The organism is Olivibacter sitiensis DSM 17696, from assembly GCF_000427965.1.
Lineage (GTDB): Bacteria > Bacteroidota > Bacteroidia > Sphingobacteriales > Sphingobacteriaceae > Olivibacter > Olivibacter sitiensis.
Genome location: NZ_ATZA01000019.1, coordinates 23,559 through 45,598 on the forward strand (window position 1 = coordinate 23,559; position 22,040 = coordinate 45,598).

Annotated in this window: 21 protein-coding genes; 6 read left to right on the forward strand and 15 right to left on the reverse strand. The window is 43.8% G+C overall.

Translation table 11 applies throughout. The annotated features are described in order from the left end of the window. Positions 1–131 precede the first annotated feature (131 nt). The 5 genes from A37S_RS0111450 to A37S_RS0111470 form a co-directional block, all read right to left on the reverse strand. On the reverse strand, positions 132–1,043 hold the full coding sequence (locus tag A37S_RS0111450) for a carbohydrate kinase family protein (RefSeq protein WP_028297100.1): 912 nt from the start codon (positions 1,041–1,043) through the stop codon (positions 132–134). Positions 1,044–1,075: 32 nt separating this feature from the next. Beyond that, positions 1,076–2,431, reverse strand: coding sequence for a sugar porter family MFS transporter (locus tag A37S_RS0111455; protein ID WP_028297101.1), 1,356 nt, complete (start codon positions 2,429–2,431; stop codon positions 1,076–1,078). A gap of 341 nt (positions 2,432–2,772) precedes the next feature. Further along, positions 2,773–4,443, reverse strand: a complete 1,671-nt coding sequence (locus tag A37S_RS24475) for a S8 family serine peptidase (RefSeq protein ID WP_051293056.1) — start codon at positions 4,441–4,443, stop codon at positions 2,773–2,775. A gap of 27 nt (positions 4,444–4,470) precedes the next feature. Continuing rightward, positions 4,471–4,671 carry a YwbE family protein gene (locus A37S_RS0111465; protein ID WP_028297102.1) on the reverse strand — a complete coding sequence of 67 codons (201 nt, stop codon included), beginning with the start codon at positions 4,669–4,671 and terminating at the stop codon, positions 4,471–4,473. Between the two features lie 99 nt (positions 4,672–4,770). Continuing rightward, positions 4,771–5,127, reverse strand: a complete 357-nt coding sequence (locus A37S_RS0111470) for a response regulator (RefSeq protein ID WP_028297103.1) — start codon at positions 5,125–5,127, stop codon at positions 4,771–4,773. 277 nt (positions 5,128–5,404) lie between these two features. Between A37S_RS0111470 and A37S_RS0111475 the strand changes: the two genes are divergently transcribed. Continuing rightward, a complete protein-coding gene (locus tag A37S_RS0111475) occupies positions 5,405–5,767 on the forward strand; it encodes a response regulator (protein ID WP_028297104.1) in 363 nt (120 codons plus the stop codon). A 5-nt stretch (positions 5,768–5,772) separates the two neighbouring features. Here the strand turns inward: A37S_RS0111475 and A37S_RS0111480 are convergent, their stop codons facing one another. From A37S_RS0111480 to A37S_RS0111505, 6 genes are all read right to left on the reverse strand, one after another. Further along, positions 5,773–6,741 carry a glycosyltransferase family 2 protein gene (locus tag A37S_RS0111480; RefSeq protein WP_028297105.1) on the reverse strand — a complete coding sequence of 323 codons (969 nt, stop codon included), beginning with the start codon at positions 6,739–6,741 and terminating at the stop codon, positions 5,773–5,775. 85 nt (positions 6,742–6,826) lie between these two features. Then, positions 6,827–7,777 (reverse strand): glycosyltransferase family 2 protein, encoded by a 951-nt coding sequence (locus A37S_RS0111485; RefSeq protein ID WP_028297106.1) that lies wholly within the window; start codon positions 7,775–7,777, stop codon positions 6,827–6,829. A 13-nt stretch (positions 7,778–7,790) separates the two neighbouring features. Continuing rightward, complete coding sequence (locus A37S_RS0111490; protein WP_028297107.1) at positions 7,791–8,390, reverse strand: DUF4199 domain-containing protein; 600 nt, start codon at positions 8,388–8,390, stop codon at positions 7,791–7,793. Between the two features lie 100 nt (positions 8,391–8,490). Continuing rightward, positions 8,491–9,075: a DUF4199 domain-containing protein gene (locus A37S_RS0111495; protein WP_028297108.1), complete on the reverse strand. Its 585-nt coding sequence runs from the start codon at positions 9,073–9,075 to the stop codon at positions 8,491–8,493. A 29-nt stretch (positions 9,076–9,104) separates the two neighbouring features. After that, entirely contained in the window at positions 9,105–9,773 is a 669-nt protein-coding gene (locus tag A37S_RS0111500) for a hypothetical protein (protein WP_028297109.1), read from the reverse strand. Positions 9,774–9,775: 2 nt separating this feature from the next. After that, positions 9,776–11,044, reverse strand: coding sequence for a dihydroorotase (locus A37S_RS0111505; protein ID WP_028297110.1), 1,269 nt, complete (start codon positions 11,042–11,044; stop codon positions 9,776–9,778). A gap of 621 nt (positions 11,045–11,665) precedes the next feature. Here A37S_RS0111505 and A37S_RS0111515 point away from each other — a divergent pair. Next, positions 11,666–12,259, forward strand: a complete 594-nt coding sequence (locus A37S_RS0111515; RefSeq protein ID WP_028297112.1) for an HD domain-containing protein — start codon at positions 11,666–11,668, stop codon at positions 12,257–12,259. Beyond that, on the forward strand, positions 12,231–13,127 hold the full coding sequence (locus A37S_RS0111520) for a YitT family protein (RefSeq protein WP_028297113.1): 897 nt from the start codon (positions 12,231–12,233) through the stop codon (positions 13,125–13,127). Before A37S_RS0111515 ends, A37S_RS0111520 begins: the two co-directional genes overlap by 29 nt. A gap of 41 nt (positions 13,128–13,168) precedes the next feature. Here A37S_RS0111520 and A37S_RS0111525 read toward each other — a convergent pair whose 3' ends face one another. Genes A37S_RS0111525 through A37S_RS0111535 form a run of 3 tightly spaced genes read right to left on the reverse strand, consistent with a single transcriptional unit; the run spans position 13,169 to position 15,989 of the window. Continuing rightward, positions 13,169–14,212: an adenylate/guanylate cyclase domain-containing protein gene (locus tag A37S_RS0111525; protein ID WP_211229778.1), complete on the reverse strand. Its 1,044-nt coding sequence runs from the start codon at positions 14,210–14,212 to the stop codon at positions 13,169–13,171. Next, positions 14,212–14,589, reverse strand: coding sequence for a response regulator (locus A37S_RS0111530; RefSeq protein ID WP_028297115.1), 378 nt, complete (start codon positions 14,587–14,589; stop codon positions 14,212–14,214). The genes A37S_RS0111525 and A37S_RS0111530 overlap by 1 nt, the downstream gene beginning before the upstream one ends. A 35-nt stretch (positions 14,590–14,624) precedes the next feature. Beyond that, positions 14,625–15,989, reverse strand: coding sequence for a sensor histidine kinase (locus A37S_RS0111535; RefSeq protein ID WP_051293058.1), 1,365 nt, complete (start codon positions 15,987–15,989; stop codon positions 14,625–14,627). A 209-nt stretch (positions 15,990–16,198) separates the two neighbouring features. On the opposite strand from A37S_RS0111535, the gene A37S_RS0111540 reads away from it, so the two are divergent. After that, a complete protein-coding gene (locus A37S_RS0111540) occupies positions 16,199–17,326 on the forward strand; it encodes a DUF6588 family protein (RefSeq protein ID WP_028297117.1) in 1,128 nt (375 codons plus the stop codon). On the opposite strand, the gene A37S_RS0111545 is transcribed toward A37S_RS0111540, so the two are convergent. Continuing rightward, a complete protein-coding gene (locus A37S_RS0111545; protein WP_028297118.1) occupies positions 17,303–19,081 on the reverse strand; it encodes an ABC transporter ATP-binding protein in 1,779 nt (592 codons plus the stop codon). The genes A37S_RS0111540 and A37S_RS0111545 overlap by 24 nt on opposite strands. Before the next feature lie 418 nt (positions 19,082–19,499). On the opposite strand from A37S_RS0111545, the gene A37S_RS0111550 reads away from it, so the two are divergent. Together A37S_RS0111550 and A37S_RS0111555 are read left to right on the forward strand one after the other, a co-directional pair. Next, on the forward strand, positions 19,500–20,210 hold the full coding sequence (locus A37S_RS0111550; RefSeq protein ID WP_028297119.1) for a porin family protein: 711 nt from the start codon (positions 19,500–19,502) through the stop codon (positions 20,208–20,210). Positions 20,211–20,375: 165 nt separating this feature from the next. Then, entirely contained in the window at positions 20,376–21,722 is a 1,347-nt protein-coding gene (locus A37S_RS0111555) for a Gfo/Idh/MocA family protein (RefSeq protein WP_028297120.1), read from the forward strand. Positions 21,723–22,040: the final 318 nt, after the last annotated feature.

Here is a 22,040-nt window from a genome sequence, read left to right on the forward strand (position 1 = left end):
GAAAAACGCCTTTTGTACGGCTATAGCCCAACATCGTCGCAAAACTAGAGCCAATCTCGTCCAACGCCAACCATGATCAATGGACGAGATTGCAAAATAGACGAAGTATTAGGAAGGCATACTGCCGCCAACTACTTCCAATCGATTTTTTCCAAATACTTCTCCCACATAAACCGATTCAAATCAGTCGCCTTATAATCTGGATTGGCACCTTCTTGTGTGGTGACATAAGCACCTAGTGCCGAAGCGAAATCCAGCATCTCCTCTATGGGTTTGACTTGCAATTTTTGAGACAAAAAGGCCGCCAAGAAAGAATCCCCACTACCTACCGTGTCTTTCACCGTTACGGGGTAGGCCTTCATGCTATGCTGTTCATTTTGAATATAATAAGATGCCCCATCGCCCCCTTTGGTCAGTACAATTTCCTTTATGCCGTACTCTTGCTGAATAAGAGCAACACCAACGGCCTCATCGCCAGTAATATTGCCCAGCCATCCGCTGATAATGCGCATCTCATTGATATTTAACTTTACGATTTCCGACCGATGTAACAGGTATTCCAGTGTCTCACGAGTATAATGCGGAGGCCTTAAGTTTACGTCAAACAAGCGCATCTTTGCTTGGTCAACAAGCCTGTAAAGGGTATCGCGTGTTGTTGCATTCCGTGCCACTAAGCTGCCATATACCAGGATATCAGCTTCGGACACCAATTTAGCAAATCGGTCTTCATACTCAATGAAATCCCATGCTACGGGTGCAATTATATCATAACTAACTTCGTTATCAGTGCCTATCGTTGCGATCACTTCACTGGTATGATGCTCCTTGTCTATTTGAATATATTCAGTGGACAGTCCCATATCCTGCAGTCTGTCAGTAAGTCTACGCCCCATCTCATCTTCTCCCACTCTACTGATCATCTCACTTTTAATACCCAATCTACGCAGGTGATAGGCCACATTCATAGGCGCACCACCAGCTTTCGGTCCAGAGGGCAGCATATCCCAAAGGATCTCTCCAAAGCAAACTACTTTCTTTTCCATAGCCGAACTTTTAAATTCAACACTTTTAACGATTAATGCAATATTATATTTCCTTCTTCTATAGCTTCGAGCGATCGCCCTTTGGTCTCCGGCATCAGCTTGATGACGAATAGCAATTGCAGCACCATGAATCCGGCAAAGAGCAGGAAAGTAGTACCTCCACCAAGATAAGCACTCAGTACCGGAAAGAAGAAGGTGATGATAGCAGCCATCACCCAATGCGTAAGGCTACCCAATGTTTGTCCTTTGGCCCTTACTTCATTCGGGAAAATCTCTGAGATGAAAACCCAGATAACAGCACCTTGACTAAATGCAAAAAAAGCTATATAGATCATCAGATAGACCGTAATAGCCATGCCACTGACCAATATGTTCTCGCTGCCACCAGACTCATGGGCGTAGAAGGAATAGGAAACCAAACTTAATGCGGCGATCAAGCCTACAGACCCAATCAACATCAACTTCCTCCTTCCTACTTTGTCGATAAAATTGATAGCAATAAGGGTAAAGGAAAAATTGACCAAACCGATACCTACCGTAGAAAGCAGGCTGCTCTGTGCCCCTAAACCCGCCATTTCAAATACGCGCGGCGCATAGTATATGATGGCATTGATACCAGAAACCTGATTAAAAATCGCAAACAATACTGCCAACAACACCGGTTTGCGATATTTTTTGGAGAATATGCTGTGACCAGCCTTGGATGCATCGCGCTTTGCCGCAGCCTCAATATTTGCTAGCTCCTCATGATGGTTTTTGTCGTTTATGCGTTTCAGCACTTTCAATGCTCCCTCCCTATCGTTGCGGTGCAAAAGCAACCAACGTGGGCTTTTGGGAATGGAAAAAATCAACACAAAAAACAAAGCAGCCGGAAATGCCTGCACTCCAAGCATGAGGCGCCATGAATTCTCTCCCAAAAAACCAATGAAATAATTGGACAGATAGGCTATCAAAATACCCAACACCACATTAAACTGAAATAGTCCTACCAGTTTACCACGTCTATCAGCCGGAGCGATTTCGGATATATATATTGGTGCAGTGACCGAAGAGACCCCCACACCAATACCACCTAAGAACCTAAAGAGGATAAACACATACCAATCATAGGCCAAAGCGGTACCTAGCGCCGAAAAGAAATAAAGTGCTGCCACCATGAACAGGGTGTTTTTCCGTCCAAATCTATCCGATGGATAAGCCCCCATTGCCGCACCAACTACCGTACCGATGAGTGCTATAGCCATGGTAACCCCATGCTGAAACTCGCTGAGATCCCAATAAATCTGAACCGCCTTTTCCGCCCCGGAAATAACCGCCGTATCGAATCCAAATAAAAAACCTCCCAATGCTATTACGAAGGACCATGATAAAACAGAATTTTTTGCCATATTAATTATAAGGTTTATATCTGGCTAATGTAGCTTTAAAACAGCAGTAAGGTAAAAAAAAACATGTCTAATATGTTAATTTCTGTACCAAAATCATATAAATCGTTATCAACTAAAAATGAATACATTACAACAACTACACCATTCAATTCTTTCAATTTTGTTTCCTACATCTAAATATTTGTACCATGTGTAGAGCAATGCGTTATAGTGTTAAACAAACACTTTGTATAAAACATTGAACAATAAAAACACAAAAAAGGCTATCATGATTTCTGCTCTTGCGCAAAAAACAACGATAGCCTTTTACTTTAACTTATGCTATGGGGTATTCCCTTATATTACTTTATAGCCCCATATCTATCTTCAGCCAATTTAAATGCCTCGTACGCATTGACGATCCCTCCGGTACGGGAGATATCACCTAAAGATACCTGGTCGCCCACACCATTGACCGGACTTAAATAGTCTACACGTACGGCCGAATCTTCAATTAGGGCTTTCAGCTCTTTGGCTTTTAGTTTTGGGTAATAAGATTTGAGTAATGCCGCTAGTCCCGCCACTACTGGAGAAGCCATGCTCGTTCCCTGAAGAAACTGATAATCGCCCCCAGGAACGGTAGCATATATCAATACTCCTGGAGCGAACACATCCACCCTTTCTTTACCGTAGTTGGAAAAAGGGGCTACAAGCAGCTTGTCCCTAGTAAAAGAGGTATCCGTCGAGGCTCCCACTGATATGTAATTGGGAATGCGCTTTCCTTTATATATAGATCTCGGGAAATTATAAGCCGTATCAATGTTGCTGTTTTCATTGCCTGCTGCGTGCACGATGAGCACTCCTTTTTTTGTAGCATGCTGAATGGCCTTTTGAACCTCCTCTTCCTCGGGACTTATTGCTTTTCCAAAGCTCATATTGATGATGGATGCGCCATTGTCTACCGCATAGCGTATTGCGTTGGCCACGTCCTTGTCATGCTCATCACCGTCAGGCACGGCCCTAATGGTCATTAGCTCCACATTGTCCACTACGCCTCTCGCACCGTTATCCTGTGGGATACCGCCAATAATACCTGCCACATGTGTACCATGCATCACATCGCCCGCGTTCACATTGGTATTGCCATAATAACGATCTTTGAAGTCATAGTAGTTATCATTAACCACATTGCCGCGGTAGTTGGGCACACTATCCGGCAAGGCGGAGGCGTTATTTTCAGCATCGGCCAGCATTTCATCCAATTTTGACGGAATCCCTTGATTATCGACACCACCGCCTAAACCTTCAATCAACATTTTCAACAGATTGACAGAGGCCATCATTTCCTGCGAAGCGCCATCGAGCTTCACGGTATCTACCTCAGCGATGCCATAAGTAGGTGCTATATGTCGGCGCAATAGGCTATCGGCCCTGCCAAAAAATTGCTGCAACATGAGCAATTGCTCTTTTTCCTGTCCAGCCCCTTCATTTTTATCCAGGGTGAGTTCCTTTGCCCTAAGCCATTGTTCATAATCGGCCTTTTCTCGTCCTTTCAGGGCAGCGGCGTTGCTTATATTTTCAAACTTAGCCTTGTCGCGAAAATAAATCCTCTGAAACTCGTATGAATCTTTATCGACATTAACAGAGGGATCATTTGTCCTTCCCAGAAAGTTCCATCCGTATACATCATCTACATACCCATTCTTATCATCATCTACGCCATTGCCAGCTTCTTCTTTGGGATTATGCCATAGGCGCTCTTTCAGGCCCGCATGCGCGGTATCTACGCCGGCATCTATAACTGCAACAAGTACTTTATGGCTTGGCTTTCCGTTTAGGTATTGTTCTTTGGCCTTGTCTAGGCTAATCCCCATATAACCGTCCCTCTCTTTGTCCAAAAGGTGCCAACCTTGTAGTTTCGTCCTGTCCAAAAGGGCACTTTGTTGGGCTTTGCTTACTTCTGTATGGGCAACAGCTAACACGGACATGCCTCCTATCATCAAGGCACGCCATAAACTTGATTTGATCATCATATAAATTAATTCAAAATGTGTATTCTTTTATTCTTCTATGATAGCAGCAACACGGCCTATTTCTCCACTGTCCAGCCGCACCTTGATGCCCCGAGAGTGGAATGCCGAAGAGGTTAAGATGTCTTTTACCACTCCTCTTGTCAATCTTCCATTACGCTGGTCCTTTTTAAGTATTATATCTACCAGCAAACCTCTATAGATGTCCTTTCGGTAAGTTCCCGCACTCATCAATTATTTAATTTTTGCGCAAAGGTAATCATACCCAGCGATACTGCTTACCTTATTGCAGATTAAACTTATCTGTCCGAAAAACATTAAAGTTATTTTTTATTGGTATAGTTGACTGACCGTAGCCAAAAAAGAATCTAACTCAAAAGGCTTTCTTACGTAAGCATCAGCCCCGCAACGTGCCGTAATCAATTCGATATCCTTAGCAGCAGACATGATCGCCACAGGGATATCCTTGGTTAATGGATTTTCCTTCAGCTCTTTACAAAGTTCGCTCCCCCACGTCCACACCAAGCGCTCATCCATGAGCACAAGGCCTATACTGCTGTCCTGTTTCAGGATATCATGCATTTTCTTTCCTGAGTCCGCCTCCACCTTATATCCCTCCAAACTTAGGACATCCGCAATCATTTCCGTAAATGCAGGATCGTCGTCAATACAAAGCACCTTTTTCATTTTTATCTTAGGTTCTATTTCCTTTATTCTAATTACGCATCTTTAATATACATAAACGTATTATTTCGGCGCTTCTTATGGCAAATTGTGTTCAAATAATGTCAGAAAAATACTATATGAAAAGATGAGCTTGAAAAACAAGGCTAAATATTAAATGCAGTTTTTTTGGATTGATTATTGAATTTAAAAAGTATATGGATAAATATGGACAGTTCTATTCAAACTGTATAGTTTTTTAAACAAGGATTTTTCTAAAGGATAATTTAATTAGGGATAAATGGAAGTAATTATGATATGTGACGATGATCGCGAAATCCTCGAATTGACAGGCCTTTTGCTGGAAAGTTATGGTTATAAAACATTGCTCGAGCCCAATTCTGCCAGGCTTTTTGAAAGGATAGTGAAAGAAATGCCAGACATCCTATTACTTGACTTCTGGATGCCAAAAGTAGCTAGAGATGAAGTTATCAAGATCTTGAAAAATGATATCAGGACAAGAAACTTACCCATCATATTGTTTTCCGCCAGCATAGAAGGAGCAATAATCGCACGGCAATGTGGTGCTAATGATTTCATTGCCAAGCCCTATGACGTAGAGCAGCTAAATTCAAAGATTCAGCATTTGTTGAAAAGTGCTTAGCTTCCTTAAAACTGCTTCAGTACTAAGCGACGAATGAAATCCTGCGTAAAGCCGAGGCCGTAGGCAATAAGCTGTACAAAAGCCGCTATCACTCCCAAAACAGCAACCTTTAAGGATTTGGTTTTTATCCAGGCATGAAAGAAAATTAACAAGATATAGATTCCCAACAGGATACGACATAATGCTCCTGTCCACCAACCGAACAGACTCGCCAGAAGGGTAAATGCCAAAAAGAACACAAAGGCACTAGGCAGGAAATGCACCAGCTTCAACTCTTTTGGAAAAAACTTGTAAATATTAATACGGGCCCTGCCAAAAAAATGCAGCTGTTTATAAAACTGCAAAAAATCCGTACGTCTCTTGTGATACACAACAGCATCTGGCACTAATCCTATCTTAAATCCAGCCTCGTGGATCCGGATACTATACTCGATATCTTCTCCAGATCGCGTAATCTTAAAGCCTCCTACCGACTCCCATACTTTTCTGGACACGCCCATATTAAAACTTCGCGGATGAAACATTCCGATATGTTTTTTACTCCCTCTAATACCACCTGTAGTAAATGGAGAAGTCATAGCATAGCTGATAGCTTTCTGTATTGGCGTAAAGGATTCATGTGCTGCGTCTGGACCTCCATAAGCATCGAGACCATGTTGCTTCACATAGGCATTTACCGTTTTCAGGTAATTGACAGGAATGAGGCAATCCGAATCGAACACGACAAAATAGTCGCCCTTGGCCCGTTCAAAACCGTAATTGCGGGCAAAACCTTGCCCGGCATTCTCTTTCACGAAATACCTCACATCCAGTTTATCTCGATAGCTATTAACGATTTCTTCCGCATCCGAGATAGATCCGTCTTCGATAATCAATACTTCAAAAGACGGGTAGTCTTGTTGCGTAAGGGTAAATAGCAGTTCGTCAATTTCCTGCGGACGATTGTACAGGGGAATAATAATGGAGAAAAACAGGTAATCAGACATGTATTAGATTTACGATTTTAGATTTAAGATGCTTCTTCAGCAAACAACTGGTAACTAACAACCGACAACCAAATTAAACAACCTTTTCAATCTGATAATGATTGCGCTCAGGCGCACTGCGAGAAACCAACTCGGCCACAAAGCCTGTCAAAAACAACTGAAAACCAACGACTATCGCAACCAGCGCAATATAAAACAAAGGTTGGTCCGTCACATCGCGATAAGGAAGATTTCTGCTGATGCTTATCAGCTTTTCGACGATCAACCAAATTGCGATAACAAAACCAGCAAAAAAACCGAGTACTCCCATAGAGCCGAAGAAATGCATAGGACGTTTGCCAAACTTACCAACGAAGAAGATGGACAACAAGTCCAGAAAACCATTGATAAATCGACTCATTCCAAATTTGCTGACACCATATTTGCGAGGATAGTGCTGCACTACTTGTTCATCAATACGTGTAAAGCCAGCCCACTTGGCCAAGACAGGTATATATCGATGCATCTCGCCATACACCTCTATATTTTTCACTACGTCCTTTTTATAAGCTTTCAATCCACAATTGAAGTCGTGCAGGTTGCGAATGCCCGACATTTTTCTCGTCGCCGAATTGAACAACTTGGTGGGCAAAGTCTTAGACAAAGGATCTTGCCGCTTTTTCTTGTAGCCAGATATCAGGTCGAACCCCTCCTGCACAATGCGCCTATAGAGTTCGGGGATCTCGTCGGGGCTATCCTGTAAATCTGCATCCATAGTAATGACCACCTCTCCAGTAGCTGTCGCAAAGCCTACGTTAAGTGCCGCAGATTTGCCGTAATTGCGCCGAAATTTAATGCCTACTAAAGCAGCATCTTGCTGCTTTAATTGCTCTATCATTGCCCAAGAACCATCATTACTGCCGTCATCCACCAATATAAGCTCATAAGAAAAGCCATGTTCTTCCATGACCCGTCTTATCCAAGCTACGAGTTCTGGCAAGGATTCTACTTCATTGTATAAAGGTACTACTACGGAAATATCCATTTGAAATTCTTTATTAAACTTCGTTTGGGGAAATGAGCTCTCCTGTTTCACTATTGTAATACCTAGGTTTTTCCCTTTTTAAAAGCAATGCAAATAGCAAGGAAAACACGAATATACAAATCACATAAATGGGAATATTCAAAAGTACGCTCTGCAATGACACTTCTCCTTCACTCGCTTTTTGTTCATCAATTTTTGCAATGTGTTTCTCCAGTTCCTCTTTGGAAGCACCAGATTTTTCCATTTCCGATATGGAAAGGGCAATGCGCTTCTCGTTGAACCTATCCTTCACGTCGGGAGCCACATAATTGTCAAAAACATAGCCACCTCCCACCAGAATTACTGTTGCTACAAGCAACATGAAAAACAAGCCAGTAGCGGCCTGCCTAAAATCCCAATAGCCTCCTATCTTTTTTCTAAGCCTGAATCCGAACACGATTACAAGTGCCAAGGTGCACATAAATCCCGTGACCATCGGTCCAAAAACCAGCACATATAATGAGTCGCTGCTCAGGTAATAATACATGGGAAGGACAGCCAATAGCAATAGGACAACGCCCAATACCGCCCCATAAAGCAATCCTGTATTTCTGATTTGTTTCTTAATTTCCATTTATTTGAAGTATCAAGACTTTTAAGAGGTATTAAGGCAGAAGGATGTAAGAAGTAAAGGTTATTCCTCATACCTTACTGGCCTAGACCTTATACCTACATTAATAAGCCGTACTATCCTCTTCCTCTATGAAAATGGGTTTTTCTTTTTTGAAGATAAGCGCCCATATAGCCGCTGCTATAAGATAGATGACCACTACCTGGGCCAAAAATTTCAGTACATCTACAAAGCCTGGATGAAACTGCACATACACGCCTTTTTCCATTTCTTCTATTGCCTTATCCAGCTGATCTTGATCCGTGATGAAATTCTCCATCATAGCAGTAGAGGAGTTCAGGGTCGTTTCAGTGATCAGGTTTTCATACTGCGGATCTATCTTGGCAAATACAATTCGAAATCCATAAAGAATGATCGCGGGTATAAAAAACAATAAAAATACCGTTTTGAAAGCTTCGCCAAAAGTCCAATACCCACCTATTTCCTTTCTGATTTGCAACGTGAAGTAGATAGCCAAGCCAAGACTGATAATGATCTTTACGATGCTTTCCTTCATAGTTCCAACAATGCTGGGGAATATATAGTAGAATAAAAGGAGCAATACAACATCTATCAACACCCATGCTAGGGCGTATTTTAACATGATTTGTAGCGGATTTGCTGTTGGAGTTTCGGTATAACTGTTCATAGTGCAATTTATTAGGGTTTATAACATTACTACTTGCTAAAAGTCACCAACAGAGAATAGATGGCCGCATCTTTTGCCTTTTCATTGCTGGCCGATAGGTAGCTCTTCCATGTATCATCGTTGGGATCGGGCTCGCTGAAAAAAGCCACCACTGGATAAAATAAAGGAGCGAGTTCCTCCTCAATGTCTATTTCGCTGGCCACGCGTGCTATTTCTTCGAAACTGCTGTCCACTAGCAATTGATTGGCGATCAAGGGCTCGTATATGCGGTGTTCGTCTTGAAATTCGTCTTCATCGACCAAAAGAAACTCTTTCAGAAAATCTTCTAGCTCTGGTTCCACATCCACGTCTCGGCACTCGTCCAGATACAATAAAACATTGAGCAGTTCGGTTCCCCTATCTAAGGTATCTTCCTCAATTTGTTCCCACTCGGGAGAATCTAAGTAGTCTTCCTCCAATCTTTTAGCGTCATCGGCGAAGAAATTCATCAACAACAGATCAAAGGCAAACTCACGTAGTTCCTCAAAAGCAATATAATCATCGAAAGCGCTGTCCAGCAAATCCACCTTCGCCATAAAATCCGCGTCGGCATTAAATACCGCGTGCAAAGCCGTCAGAAATTGCTCTTGTGACTCACCTTCCTGTTGCGCATAATGCGTTATACTTTCGTTCAGCGCTCTTTCTATACGATTGTTCATGTTTACTCGTTTAAATATGTTAAGCCATTGTTGACCGTCAACAGTACTTTACCCTTCAATTTTTGATTGAGATACGGCGAATTGCTAGACTTCGACCTATTGTTTCTTCCGTTAAAATGCCATAGCTCATTTGGGTCAAAAAGTACCAGATTAGCTAACTCAGATTCCTCAAAAATAGGTAATTTTATCTTTAAAACCTCTCTTGGCCCAATGGTTAATTTCTGTACTATTAAATCCAGGGGCAGCCCCGTATTCAATAACATAGGGAGCAATGTCTGCAGACTGATAATGCCATATTTGGCCACTTCAAATTCTACTCGCTTATATTCCACTTCATGTGGAGTATGCTGCGATACAATAGCATCTATTGTTCCATCCTTCAGCCCCTCGTGAAGGGCCGTAATGTCCTCAACCGTACGTAATGGCGGTTTCACCTTGTAATTGCTATCAAAGTCTGCAACGGCCTCGTCGCTCAGTACCAGATGATGAGCCGCTACATCGCATGTAACCTGCAAACCTTTTGATTTGGCCTCCCGAATAAGGGATATACTACCTGCAGTGCTAATGGTAGAAAAATGAATAGGCGCTCCATTATAGGCAGCGAGGTATAGATCCCTGCTCACCATCAACTCTTCAGCCAGGTTTGGGTTGCCTTTCATCCCTAGATAGGTACTCATCACACCTTCGTTCATCTTCGCCTTGCCGGCAACTGTACTGTCTTCGGCAAAGGAGAAAACCAAGGCATCAAAGCCTTTGCTATAGAGCAAGGCCCTGCTCATCAGTCCTGCCTGAGCCACGCTTTTGTCCCCATCGGTAAAGGCAACGGCCCCAGCCAGGCTCATGTCGTACATCTCTGCCAAATCTACGCCTTCCCGATTATGGCTAATGGCACCCAGAGGATATACGTCTACCAAGAGTCCCTTTGCTTGATTGACGATGTAGGAGACCTCCGCCCGGCTGTGAATAGGCGGTTTGGTATTGGGTTGCAACGCTACTCCCGTAAAACCTCCGGCGGCGGCAGCAGCGGTACCTGTTAATAAGGTTTCTTTGGTTTCAAGACCAGGTTCACCAAAGTTAACGTTAAGATCGAAAAAACCGAGCGAAAGGTAACAGCCATGAGCATCGATTACCTTGGCAGAATCGTCATTCAAGCTATTGCTCTCCCCTATCCTTTCCACTTTCCCGTTTTTCAAATGCACGTCTACTATTCGGTCATGCAATTCATGTCCGGGATAAATTACCTTGGCGGATTTAATGAGTATATTTTCCATCAGAAAAACACAGGCTTAATTTTGATTGTTGAGCAAACTTATATGGAACACCTACGTACACATTACCATGCAAATAGCCCTTTGGCTTCGCATAAAAAAAAACGAAACGTATAACCAAAGAAGAAAAAAATAGACGGGCCAATGTGGTCTCTTGAGACGATTTTTTGCGATGAATGGTGTGCTGTACTTCCATTAAAAAACAAAAGTACAAATTACCGCCAATTGGGAATGCTTTTTTTAATTTTTTATTAATGTGGCCGTACTGCTTTCATCGACCTTCCTCTGACATTCATTCGTACCTAAGCCCCAAAATCTTTTTGTCCTGCTCCACACACAACGATTCCCCTAGCCCGAACCTACCCATAAAGCACACCCTGGTACCACTACTGTCGAAGGAGAGTGGAATAAAGGACAAGGAAGGCTAAATGAATACTGAATGGTTAAAGGACTTGAACGGACCAATGACGCTATTTCATTGACTAATTTTGCAGCAAAAACACATCTATAGACCCAGCAAAGACAGCAGACCAACGATGAGTGCCCATTGGACGGAAAACGAGTAGCCCATAGCAGAACAAAAATAAAATAATTCCTATATTAGCGGGCGATAACTCGATATTGATGCCACCCGAAAAAGTAATCAACTTCGCTTTTCACCTCATTAGGAAAACTGTTCCTAGCCATTACCACTACCATCACGTAGAACATACGCAAGATGTGTTTGATGCTGCAAAGCGGATAGGTCGGTCGGAAGGCATATCGGCACAAGAGGAAGAAATCCTATTGCTAGCGGTCCTTTTTCACGATACAGGTTTTGCAAAGGGCAAGGAGGGACATGAGAAGTGGTCTTGCGAGATCGCACTACAGCATCTTCCTATGCTCGGCTATTCAACTACAATCATCGAACAGGTTTGTCCCATTATCTTAGCAACCAGAGTACCGCAACAGCCGGCCAACTTGTTGCAGGAAATCATATGCGATGCCGACTTGGACTATTTGGGAAGAGACGACTATGCCCTTTGGAGCGACAGGTTGTACAGCGAGCTCAAGTGGGAAGATCCGCAGTTGAGCGACAAGACTTGGCGCCAAATGCAAATTGACTTTTTGGAACAACATCGATATTTCACACAAACCAATATCAAGGGACGAGAGAACAAAAAACAGGATAATTTACAATTATTGATACATGGAGCATACAACAGAAACGACGAGTAAGGCAAAAGTGAATTTTGTATTAAGAGACATAGGTTATATGATTGCGGGCGTATTGTGTTGCGGCTTCGCACTGAAAGGGTTCTTGGTGCCTAATAGCTTCTTTGACGGCGGGGTTACCGGCATATCCCTCCTAATCCATGAGATATACCACTTCAATATCGCCTATGTCATTGTGCTGGCCAATCTACCCTTTATCGTGATGGGCTCCTATCTCGTGAATAAGACCTTTGCCCTCAAGACCTTGTTTTGCGTAGTACTCTTGGGCTTCTGCCTGCTCTATGTACCCTATCCCGTTATCACGTCCGACAAATTGTTGGTTTCCATATTTGGTGGTGCCTTCATGGGATTGGGTGTGGGGCTTTCCATGCGGGGAGGATGTGCACTGGATGGTATAGAGGTCTTGGCGCTCTATACCTTGCGGTGGAGCGGCTTCACCATCACGGAAGTTATCTTGGGCATTAACATCGTTATCTTTTCCATTGCGGCCATCCATTTGGGTATTCCCACGGCTCTGTATTCAGTGCTTACCTACTACACTGCCACCCGCATGATAGGCTTTGTAATCGAGGGACTGGAAGAGTACACCGCCGTCAATATCATTTCGGGCAAGAGCGAAATCATCAAGAAAAAACTGGTGATGGAACTAGGACGAGGCATTACGATCTACAAAGGCGAAAGGGGCTTTCTCAAAGATAGCTTTGAGGAAAGCCATCCTGTAGATATCATTTTCACCGTGATTACCAGATTGGAGGTACGGCGTATGAAGAACATGGTGCACCAAATAGATCCACAGGCTTTTATCTTCACCAATTCCATCAAGGAAGTGACAGGAGGTGTGCTCAAGAAGAGGATCAGGGAACACCATTGAGTTGTGTGTGGTCAGAGTTGTGCGTTGCGAGAAAAAAAATCTTACGAAATCACCTCATAAACGGCTACGGGATTGGCTTTGTTCTTGAGATTTATCTCTCCCATTTTGCTCATCTGGAAATACTCCCTGGCGGCTTCGTACACATTTTCCGGAACGACAATCTGTCCGGGTTGTGCCTTGGCCTGCAGGCGCTGAGCCACATTGACCACATCGCCAATCACCGTGTAGTCCAGCCGCTTGAGCGACGCCGAACCAATATTACCGGAAATCATTTCCCCTGAATTGATCCCTATAGACACCTGCGGATGGAACACCTTGCCATCGGCCGCAATATCGGGACATGCAGCAATCTTCTCCCTTGCGGCAAGCGCCGCATCAATGGCCCTATCTAAGTGGTAATCGCCCTTGAAAACGGCCATCACGGCATCGCCCATAAATTTGTCTACAAGTCCTTTTTGACTAATGATTTCCTTCACCATGATATCGAAAAAGGAATTGATCAACTGCACTACGCGATCGGGCTCAATGGATTCTGTAATGGACGTGAAACCACATATATCAATAAATAGCACCGTAGCTTCTACGCTTTCATTAACCATCAGGCTATTTTCAAACTCCTTTTGCGTCATGAAATTGAGTACGTTCTCATCCACGTACATTTTTAGGATGTTGTTTTCCTTAATGGCCTTCAGCGTCTGCTTCAGCTGATCGACATGCTGCAACGTCTTTTCTATGGTGACGTCCAGATCACTGAAATTGACAGGCTTGCACACAAAATCAAAGGCCCCCCTGTTCATTGCCGTCCGAATGTTGTCCATATCGCTATAGGCAGACACCATCACGGCCTTGATCATGGGATTGGCTTCGGGTAGCTTTGTCAGTAGGGTGAGCCCATCCATGCCAGGCATATTGATATCGCTCAACATCACCTCAATTGTCGAATCGCTCTTTAATATATCAAGTGCCGCCTGCCCATTCTCCGCAAAAACGAACTCATACACGCCTTCCCTAATCTTCTTTCTGAATTTTTGTTTAATGAGCAATTCCAGATCCGACTCGTCATCTACAACTAATATCCTAGCCATTATACATCCAATTCTTTAAGTTTTTCCTTCAACAATACAAAATCCAATGGTTTGGTAAGGAAGTCATCTGCCCCCAGCTCGAAAGAGCGCTTCCTGTTGTCTTCATCTCCATATGCGGTAATCATCATAATAAATGGTGGACTATATTGATGTTTATGCCGGATGGAATACAGCAACTCCAAGCCGCTCATCCCCGGCATATTGACATCCGAGAGAATGAGCACCACTTCCGATAATTTATCGTTCAAATAGATCAATGCTTCTTCTCCCGAATTGGCAAAATGTATTTCTATATCTCCTTGCTTGATTTCTTTCCTAAAACGTTGCATAAACAGCGGTTTCACATCAAGCTCATCATCGACTACTAAAATTTTCATTAATGCGTTATCTTATTCATTTTCTGGCAACCTCTTTATGCAACCGGAAGTGTAATTGTGAATTGGGCGTACTCCCTTGCCTTCGTATCTACCTTTAGCTCCCCCTGATGCCCATTGGTAATAATGTCGTAGCTCAAGGACAGTCCCAAGCCGGTACCCTGCCCGGTAGGTTTGGTGGTAAAAAAGGGCTGATAAATCTTTTCCAAAATATCACTTGGTATACCCAACCCATTGTCCCATACCGTAACGACTACCTTTTCATTGCCATACAAGTCAAATTCTTTTCTTGTCCTAGCCTCCACTTTAGGCATATAGTCGGCCATAGGGCTATTTTTCTTTTTCTCTGATACACTGTAAAAGGCATTGTTAAAAAGATTGAGAAGTACCCGACCAAGATCTTGAGGTACGGCCTTCACCTGTTTCAGATTGGGGTCAAAGTCCGTTATCATCTGTGCATTAAAGCTTTTGTCCTTAGCCCGGAGCCCATGGTAACTCAAGCGCAGGTATTCATCGATCAAGGCGTTCAAATCTATTTCTTCCTTTACGCCGGTAGTAGTCCTAGAATGTTGGAGCATTCCCTTTACAATGGAATCGGCACGTTTGCCGTGGTAGGTAATCTTCTCCAGATTTTGCGATAGATCGTCCATAAGGTCGCCTATATCCTCACTTTCTTGCCATACTCCTTTATCCTTTAAGGTATCCCGCAGTTCATCCAATAGCTCTACACTCACCTCTGAGAAGTTGTTCACAAAATTGAGCGGATTTTGTATCTCATGGGCAATGCCCGCCGTCAATTCACCCAGCGAAGCCATTTTTTCGGATTGAATGAGCTGTGTTTGTGCGTTCTTCAACTCGGTGAGGGTCTTTTCCAGTGCTTTATTCTGTTTCACCAATTGGGCCGTTCTCTCCGTTACCTGCTGTTCCAGTTCCAACTTGGCCTGAGACATCACTTTGTTCTCGGCCAAGCGCATTTGGCGTTCTTTCTCCAGCGCTTTTTGCTGCCTATTGGTAAATATCCACATGCAAAAAAACCAGATGACGGCAAGGATAGTTAGATTTTCAAGAAAATCGTCGTACTTGGCGTAAAAACCTGGGGCGAGAAGCTCTATAAACCAATCTGCGATGGAGATAAACAACAACGGTAGGACGGCATAAATCAAAAACCTCACTCGCTTGAAAAAATCTTCTTTATAAATAAGATAGCAAAGCCATCCCAGCAATATACATGAGCCCAAGAAAAACAGGTTTTGCAGAGACGAATATACCAAACCGCCTATGAGCAGACCGATAAAAGTCAACATCAACAATTTCAACTGCTTAGCCCACTCGCCATTCTCCGAGTGCTTGGCAATTCTTTGCAAAAAAGCGACGAAAATAATCCCTATGATAGGTTCGAGCATGATGGCGTATAAAATATCGTATTATTTTGTCGCTAAGTTAGCATTTCTTCATCAGTATGAAAATTCTCCCAAAGGAAAACTATAGGGCGTCAAATCAACAATATAGTCTGGATTAATATTTTTTGTCACAGCAACAACAAAACATTTCAAAAAAAAACACGTTATTATTTTCAAATCAACACGGTTACATCTAACGAATTGAATATCCAATGAAATTTATTAGTCGTTCGTTCTTGTCCATTTGCTTCCTTTTCCTTTTTCAGTTTAAGCCGTATGCACAAGACCTCTCCTTTCCGGTTCAACAACAGATCAACGAGTTGAGCAAATTTGCCAATAGCTATCTCGACGCTTATAGCCGTGACTTTTCGTCCAACTTCGGCTATTCCCTAAACCAGGGTTGGGGATACGGCAAGCAACCGGGAAAACTGGGAAGTATTTCGCTATCGTTAATCACCTCTTCAGCATTTATCCCCAAGGGCGAGCACTACATGAATACCTCTGAACTATACAAACCCACTTTCATCACCACGTCTCCCACTGCCTCCACGCTCTTTTCAAAAAATGTGGATAGCTGGATGCGCTACTACGTGCTTAATCCAGAAACCGGCGAGCGATTGACCGACCCCAGAAATGGCGATGAGATCTCGGGCCAGTTCGATCTCTTGGATGGGCTAGGCATTGAGAGGGGCTACACACCTTATGCTTTGCCGCAACTAAATGTAGGCATTGGCCTGGGCACGGAAGTATCCGTAAGGGCATTGCCTATACACCTGCAAGCGAATGATGGGGATGACGTACGCCTTTTTGCCTTTGGCATGGGAATAAGGCACGATCTCAGCCAGCACTTGGCCTTGCTCCGCCTGAGTCCCATTAAATGGAATATTTTGCTTTCGTACACCAAACAAAGTACAAAATACAAACCATCTCTCGGACATGACTTCCTGAACACCAATAATGAATATTTTACCAGTCGCAGCAGTGGCCTGGAAGCACAGTATGCGACCAATTCCTATCAAGCGGTACTTACAGGCTTATACAAGGCTCCTAAATTCATTAGCCTATCTGCTCAATTAGGCATTATACGTCAAACAGGCATATTAAAAGGGCTTGGACATTGGTCTTTCCAGTTCGACCCAGAACTTGTGGATGTAGACCAGTTCTATGTGGAGGTAAACGATCCCATACACATAAGCCACGGCAAAACCGTACCCTTAATAGGTGCATCTATGCTTTTGGGGCAAGGCTTTTTCCAGACAGAACTGCAGTACGCCTATGCCAACGTGCACCTCATGTCCCTAGCCTTCAGATTTAATCTATTCAATGGAGTGGGTCTGTGATAGGCTTTCTCCGATTTGCTGCCGCCACATGGCAAAGTACAGTCCTTTGAGGGCCAACAGATCGGCATGGGTACCCCATTCCACTATTCTTCCTTTCTCCAGGACAATAATGCGATCGGCATGCATCACCGTGGAAAGCCTGTGGGCAATCATGATGGTAAGATGCTGGCGTTTTTCCGTGATGTTTCTTATCGTAGCGGAAATTTCCTCTTCCGTAATGGAATCGAGCGCGGAAGTTGCCTCATCAAAAATAAGGAGATGAGGATTGCGCAACAATGCCCTGGCGATAGACAGGCGTTGACGCTCGCCTCCCGAAAGCTTGAGCCCGCCCTCGCCTATTACCGTTTCCAACCCGTTCTCCGCCCTATCCAAAATGCTCTGCCCAGCCGCCTTATGAATGACATCCGCTATCAGTTCATCACTGGCACTTGGATTGACAAAGAGCATATTTTCCCGGATAGTACCCGAGAAAAGCTGGGTATCCTGTGTTACCATACCAATTTGCGAACGCAAGGCATCAAAATCCACCTCCGCTGCCGATATGCCATTGTATAAAATATCTCCGCTGCTAGGCTTGTACAGACCAACCAACAACTTCACCAAAGTAGTTTTCCCGGAACCCGACGGCCCAACAAAGGCGATGCTCTCTCCCCTACTAAGCGAAAAGCTAATGCCTTGCAACGCTGGGCGGTGAGCTGTGGAATGCTGAAAAACGACCTGCTCAAATTGCAACTTATCTATTCGGCTTATGACGGCAGGATTAAGCGGTCTGTGCTCTACGGGCTTGGAAAAAAGTTCCTGCAGATTGTTCAGAGAGGCCTCGGCCTCTCGATAGGACATGATGATATTGCCCAACTCCTGTAGCGGTCCAAAGATAAAGAAGCTATAAAACTGCATCATCATCATTTGGCCTACGGTAATCTTATCCCGAAACACAAAAAACAAAAGGGCAAACATGATGCACTGCTGCAAGAAGTTAACAAAGGTGCCCTGAATAAAGCTCACCGTCCGTATGCTCTTCACCTTGCGCAGCTCCAATTGTAAGATCTTCATGGTAGTATCGTTCAAACGTCCGATCTCTTGCTGCGTTAGGCCAAGACTTTTCACCAGTTCGATATTGCGGAGCGATTCCGTGGTAGATCCTGCAAGCACATTGGTCTCCTTCACGATATTCTTTTGTATGACCTTTACCCTTCTGCTCAGAATACTGGTCAGTAGGCTGAGTACAATGGCGCCAACAAGATAAATAAGCGGCAATAAAGGGCTCAACTTAAAAGCCACTATCGTCACGAATACCAAGCCTACAATAGTAGTAAACAGCACGTTGATAAAACTGGAAATAAACTTTTCGCAATCAGCGCGCACCTTGGTCAAAACGGACAAGGTTTCGCCACTCCGTTGATCCTCAAAATCCTGATAAGGAAGTCGTAAAGCATGTTTCAATCCATCGGTATATAATGACGCCCCGAAACGCTGGATGATAACATTGACCAAATAATCCTGAAAAGCCTTGGCTATACGTGAAACCATAGCAGCCCCAATAATCATGAGCAAGCCAATGGTAATACCCCTGAAAAACTCATCATCTGCACCGCGAAGTCGAAAAGAGGCGGCCTTATTGGCAAAGGGGTCTATCAATACGTTTCCTAAAATATAGGGATTGAGCAAGGAGAAAATCTGATTAATGGCCGCACAAAACAAAGCTAGCACAATCAGCCATTTATATGTTGTAAGATACCTTAATAAAAGCTTCATTGTTATTTGGATACTTTTGTTTGATAATAGTTACACCGTTTCATGCAATTTCCGATTAAGAAAGCTACATCGCATCGAATGTATACATTCAACGGGCAAATATATACTATGAATTAACAGCCGGATGTCAATTTCTAAAAGAAGGATATTCTCTTAAAAAAATAAGGCCTTCAACCGGGGAGATTGAAGACCTTAACTAACCAATTATAAACCTAAATTATGATGACACAAAGATAGTGTACAAAATACACTATTCAAAATATTTTTACGAAAAATTTGTCAACAGAAAGTCAATAAAACCAAGGTTGGCTAAATAACATCACAGCGGAGGAAATTGCTAATTCTATGTCCCTCATGTTCATCAAACAAAAGGGCTTCCAGCATTGTTCCCTATCGAGAAACCAACTAATTTCATCATATGACAAAGCCCTTATCATGGTTCATTTTTCTGCTATTGCAATGCATGGTTTACTCGGGTGTAGCCCAAGAAGTTCATCTTATTCCGCAAATCGGTGTCAACCTAGGCACCTATAACTTCGACAAGACACTGAACAACACCTCCCAGCAACGCCTTGCTCCCGGACTGACGGCCGGGGTGGGATTTAATATCGCATTCAGCTCATCTAGGGATTTCATTCTACAACCCGAGATCAACTATAGCATGCGCAATTCCATTACGGACTTTATCTCCACTGGCCAAACCACAGACCCAGCTACCACCATCAGACAAAAGACACAATTACACTATATCGACATTCCGCTCTTGGCCCGCTTTGATTTTGGTGTAAGTACAAGATACTATATCAATGTCGGTCCGTCCATATCCTATGCCTTTGCAGGAAGGGAGTCTTATGAAAGCAGTACGATAGCCAATTTTGACAACATCAGCCGAAAGGCCGATTTCAATGAAAAATTCAATAGAATTGATTGGGGAGTATGGCTGGGTGGTGGTGTGGAAATACCTGTCAACGATTCCTTTTTACTACTGGATGGGCGCTATGGGATTGGCATGAGAGACTTATACAAGAACATGTCCATTCCCGGTGCCGGCAGTGAAGAAACGGCGATAGGGAATGACGGACGTAGCCGTTTGTTTCACATCACAGTAGGATATGCGCTTCCTTTGTAAGCGGAAAAACCCATCATTATGCGCCCATTTCCCCGTGAACTAAATTTACGCAAACGGTTGCGCCAAATTACGCAACCGTTTGCGTTGTCAAAATGGCGTTGCAAGCCTTTGCAGTATGCCTCCGAAACCTTACCTTAGGCTTCGAATTTAATCAATCATTGACGTATGGATAGAAGATCTTTTCTCAAGACGGGGTCTATTGCCGCAGCAGGTATCGGTCTTGCTTCGAACAATTTATTTGCACAGGACAAGAAGATCCGTTTGGGATTTATAGGTGTTGGCCTTCGTGGTCGCAATCACGTGAACCTAGCCCTTAGGCGTGACGACGTGGAAGTAGTAGCCATTTGCGACACACAGGAAGAACCATTGGCAAGCTGCAGAAAACAATTTCAGAAGGCTGACAAAGCACTACCAAAGGAATATACTGGCGGATTGGATGCTTATAAAAAAATGATCGACAAGGAAAAGCTAGATGCCGTCATCATTGCGACCCCTTGGCAATTTCACAAACAACAGTCCATAGATGCCATGAAAGCAGGGCTATACGTGGGCTGCGAGGTAATTGCAGGGGCTACAGTGGAAGATCACTGGGAAATAGTCAAAACCTCTGAAAAAACGAAGATGCCCTATATGACATTGGAAAACGTTATCTACAGACGTGATGTAATGGCTATTCTACATATGATACGTCAAAAGCTATTTGGCGAATTGGTGCATTTCGAAGGCGGCTATCAACATGACCTGCGCGAGGTGTTATTCAATGATGGAAAGCAACCTTATGGCGGCGGCTATGAATATGGTCCCGAAAAGTCCATGAGCGAAGCACAATGGCGTACGCAGTTCAACATAGACCAAGATGGTGACTTATATCCTACACATGGCATTGGCCCCATTATGAAATGGGCGGACATCAACCACGGCAATCGCTTCACCAACCTGGTAGCATTTTCCAGCAAGGCACGGGGTTTGGCAGATTATATCGAAAAAAATGCCCCCGGACACCCTAATGCCAAGATCAATTATAAAAATGGCGATGTCACAACTACCTTAATGAACACCAGTAACGGGGAGACTGTGCTGTTATCTCATGACGTGCACTTGCCCCGTCCCTACTCGCTCGGATTCCGCGTGCAGGGTACCGATGGCATATGGATGGATGTGAACAATGGCATTTACATAGAAGGGCAGGCAGCCAAAGGTCATGCCTGGGATCGGGCAGACGAATGGTTGAAGAAATACGACCATCCACTGTGGGCGAAGTACGCCAGCGATGCCGCAGGTGCAGGCCATGGCGGCATGGATTGGTACGTTTTCAATGCCTTTATCATAGCCGTGCGCGATAAAAAGCAACCCCCCATTGATGTGTACGATTCGGTCACGATGAGTGTCATCACACCGCTTTCCACGCAGTCACTGGCAGAAGGCAACAAATCGTTGGAATTTCCGGATTTCACGGAAGGGAAATGGAAAACCAGAAAAAGCACATTTGCACTAGACGACAGCGGATATTAGGTTTTAGGTGTGCACTGAACCATGCAATGACATAAGTACAGGACAAAATTTATTGTTCTAAAAACGCGTCATTGCGAAGAAGAATGATGAAGCCTGACTGCAGTCAGGCTCCATTTTTGTTTGTCAGATTGCCACGTCGTACCTCCTCGCAATGACACCGGCACGACCGTCACTGCGAGGAACGAAGCAGTCCCGCACAGGCGGATCGTCGTTGCAAACGGGATTGCTTCACTCCCGGCACCATCCGCCCCTTCCGCTCGCAATGACAAACAAGCAAAAAGATTTTCGCCCTATACAGATACATTAAAACATTATCTT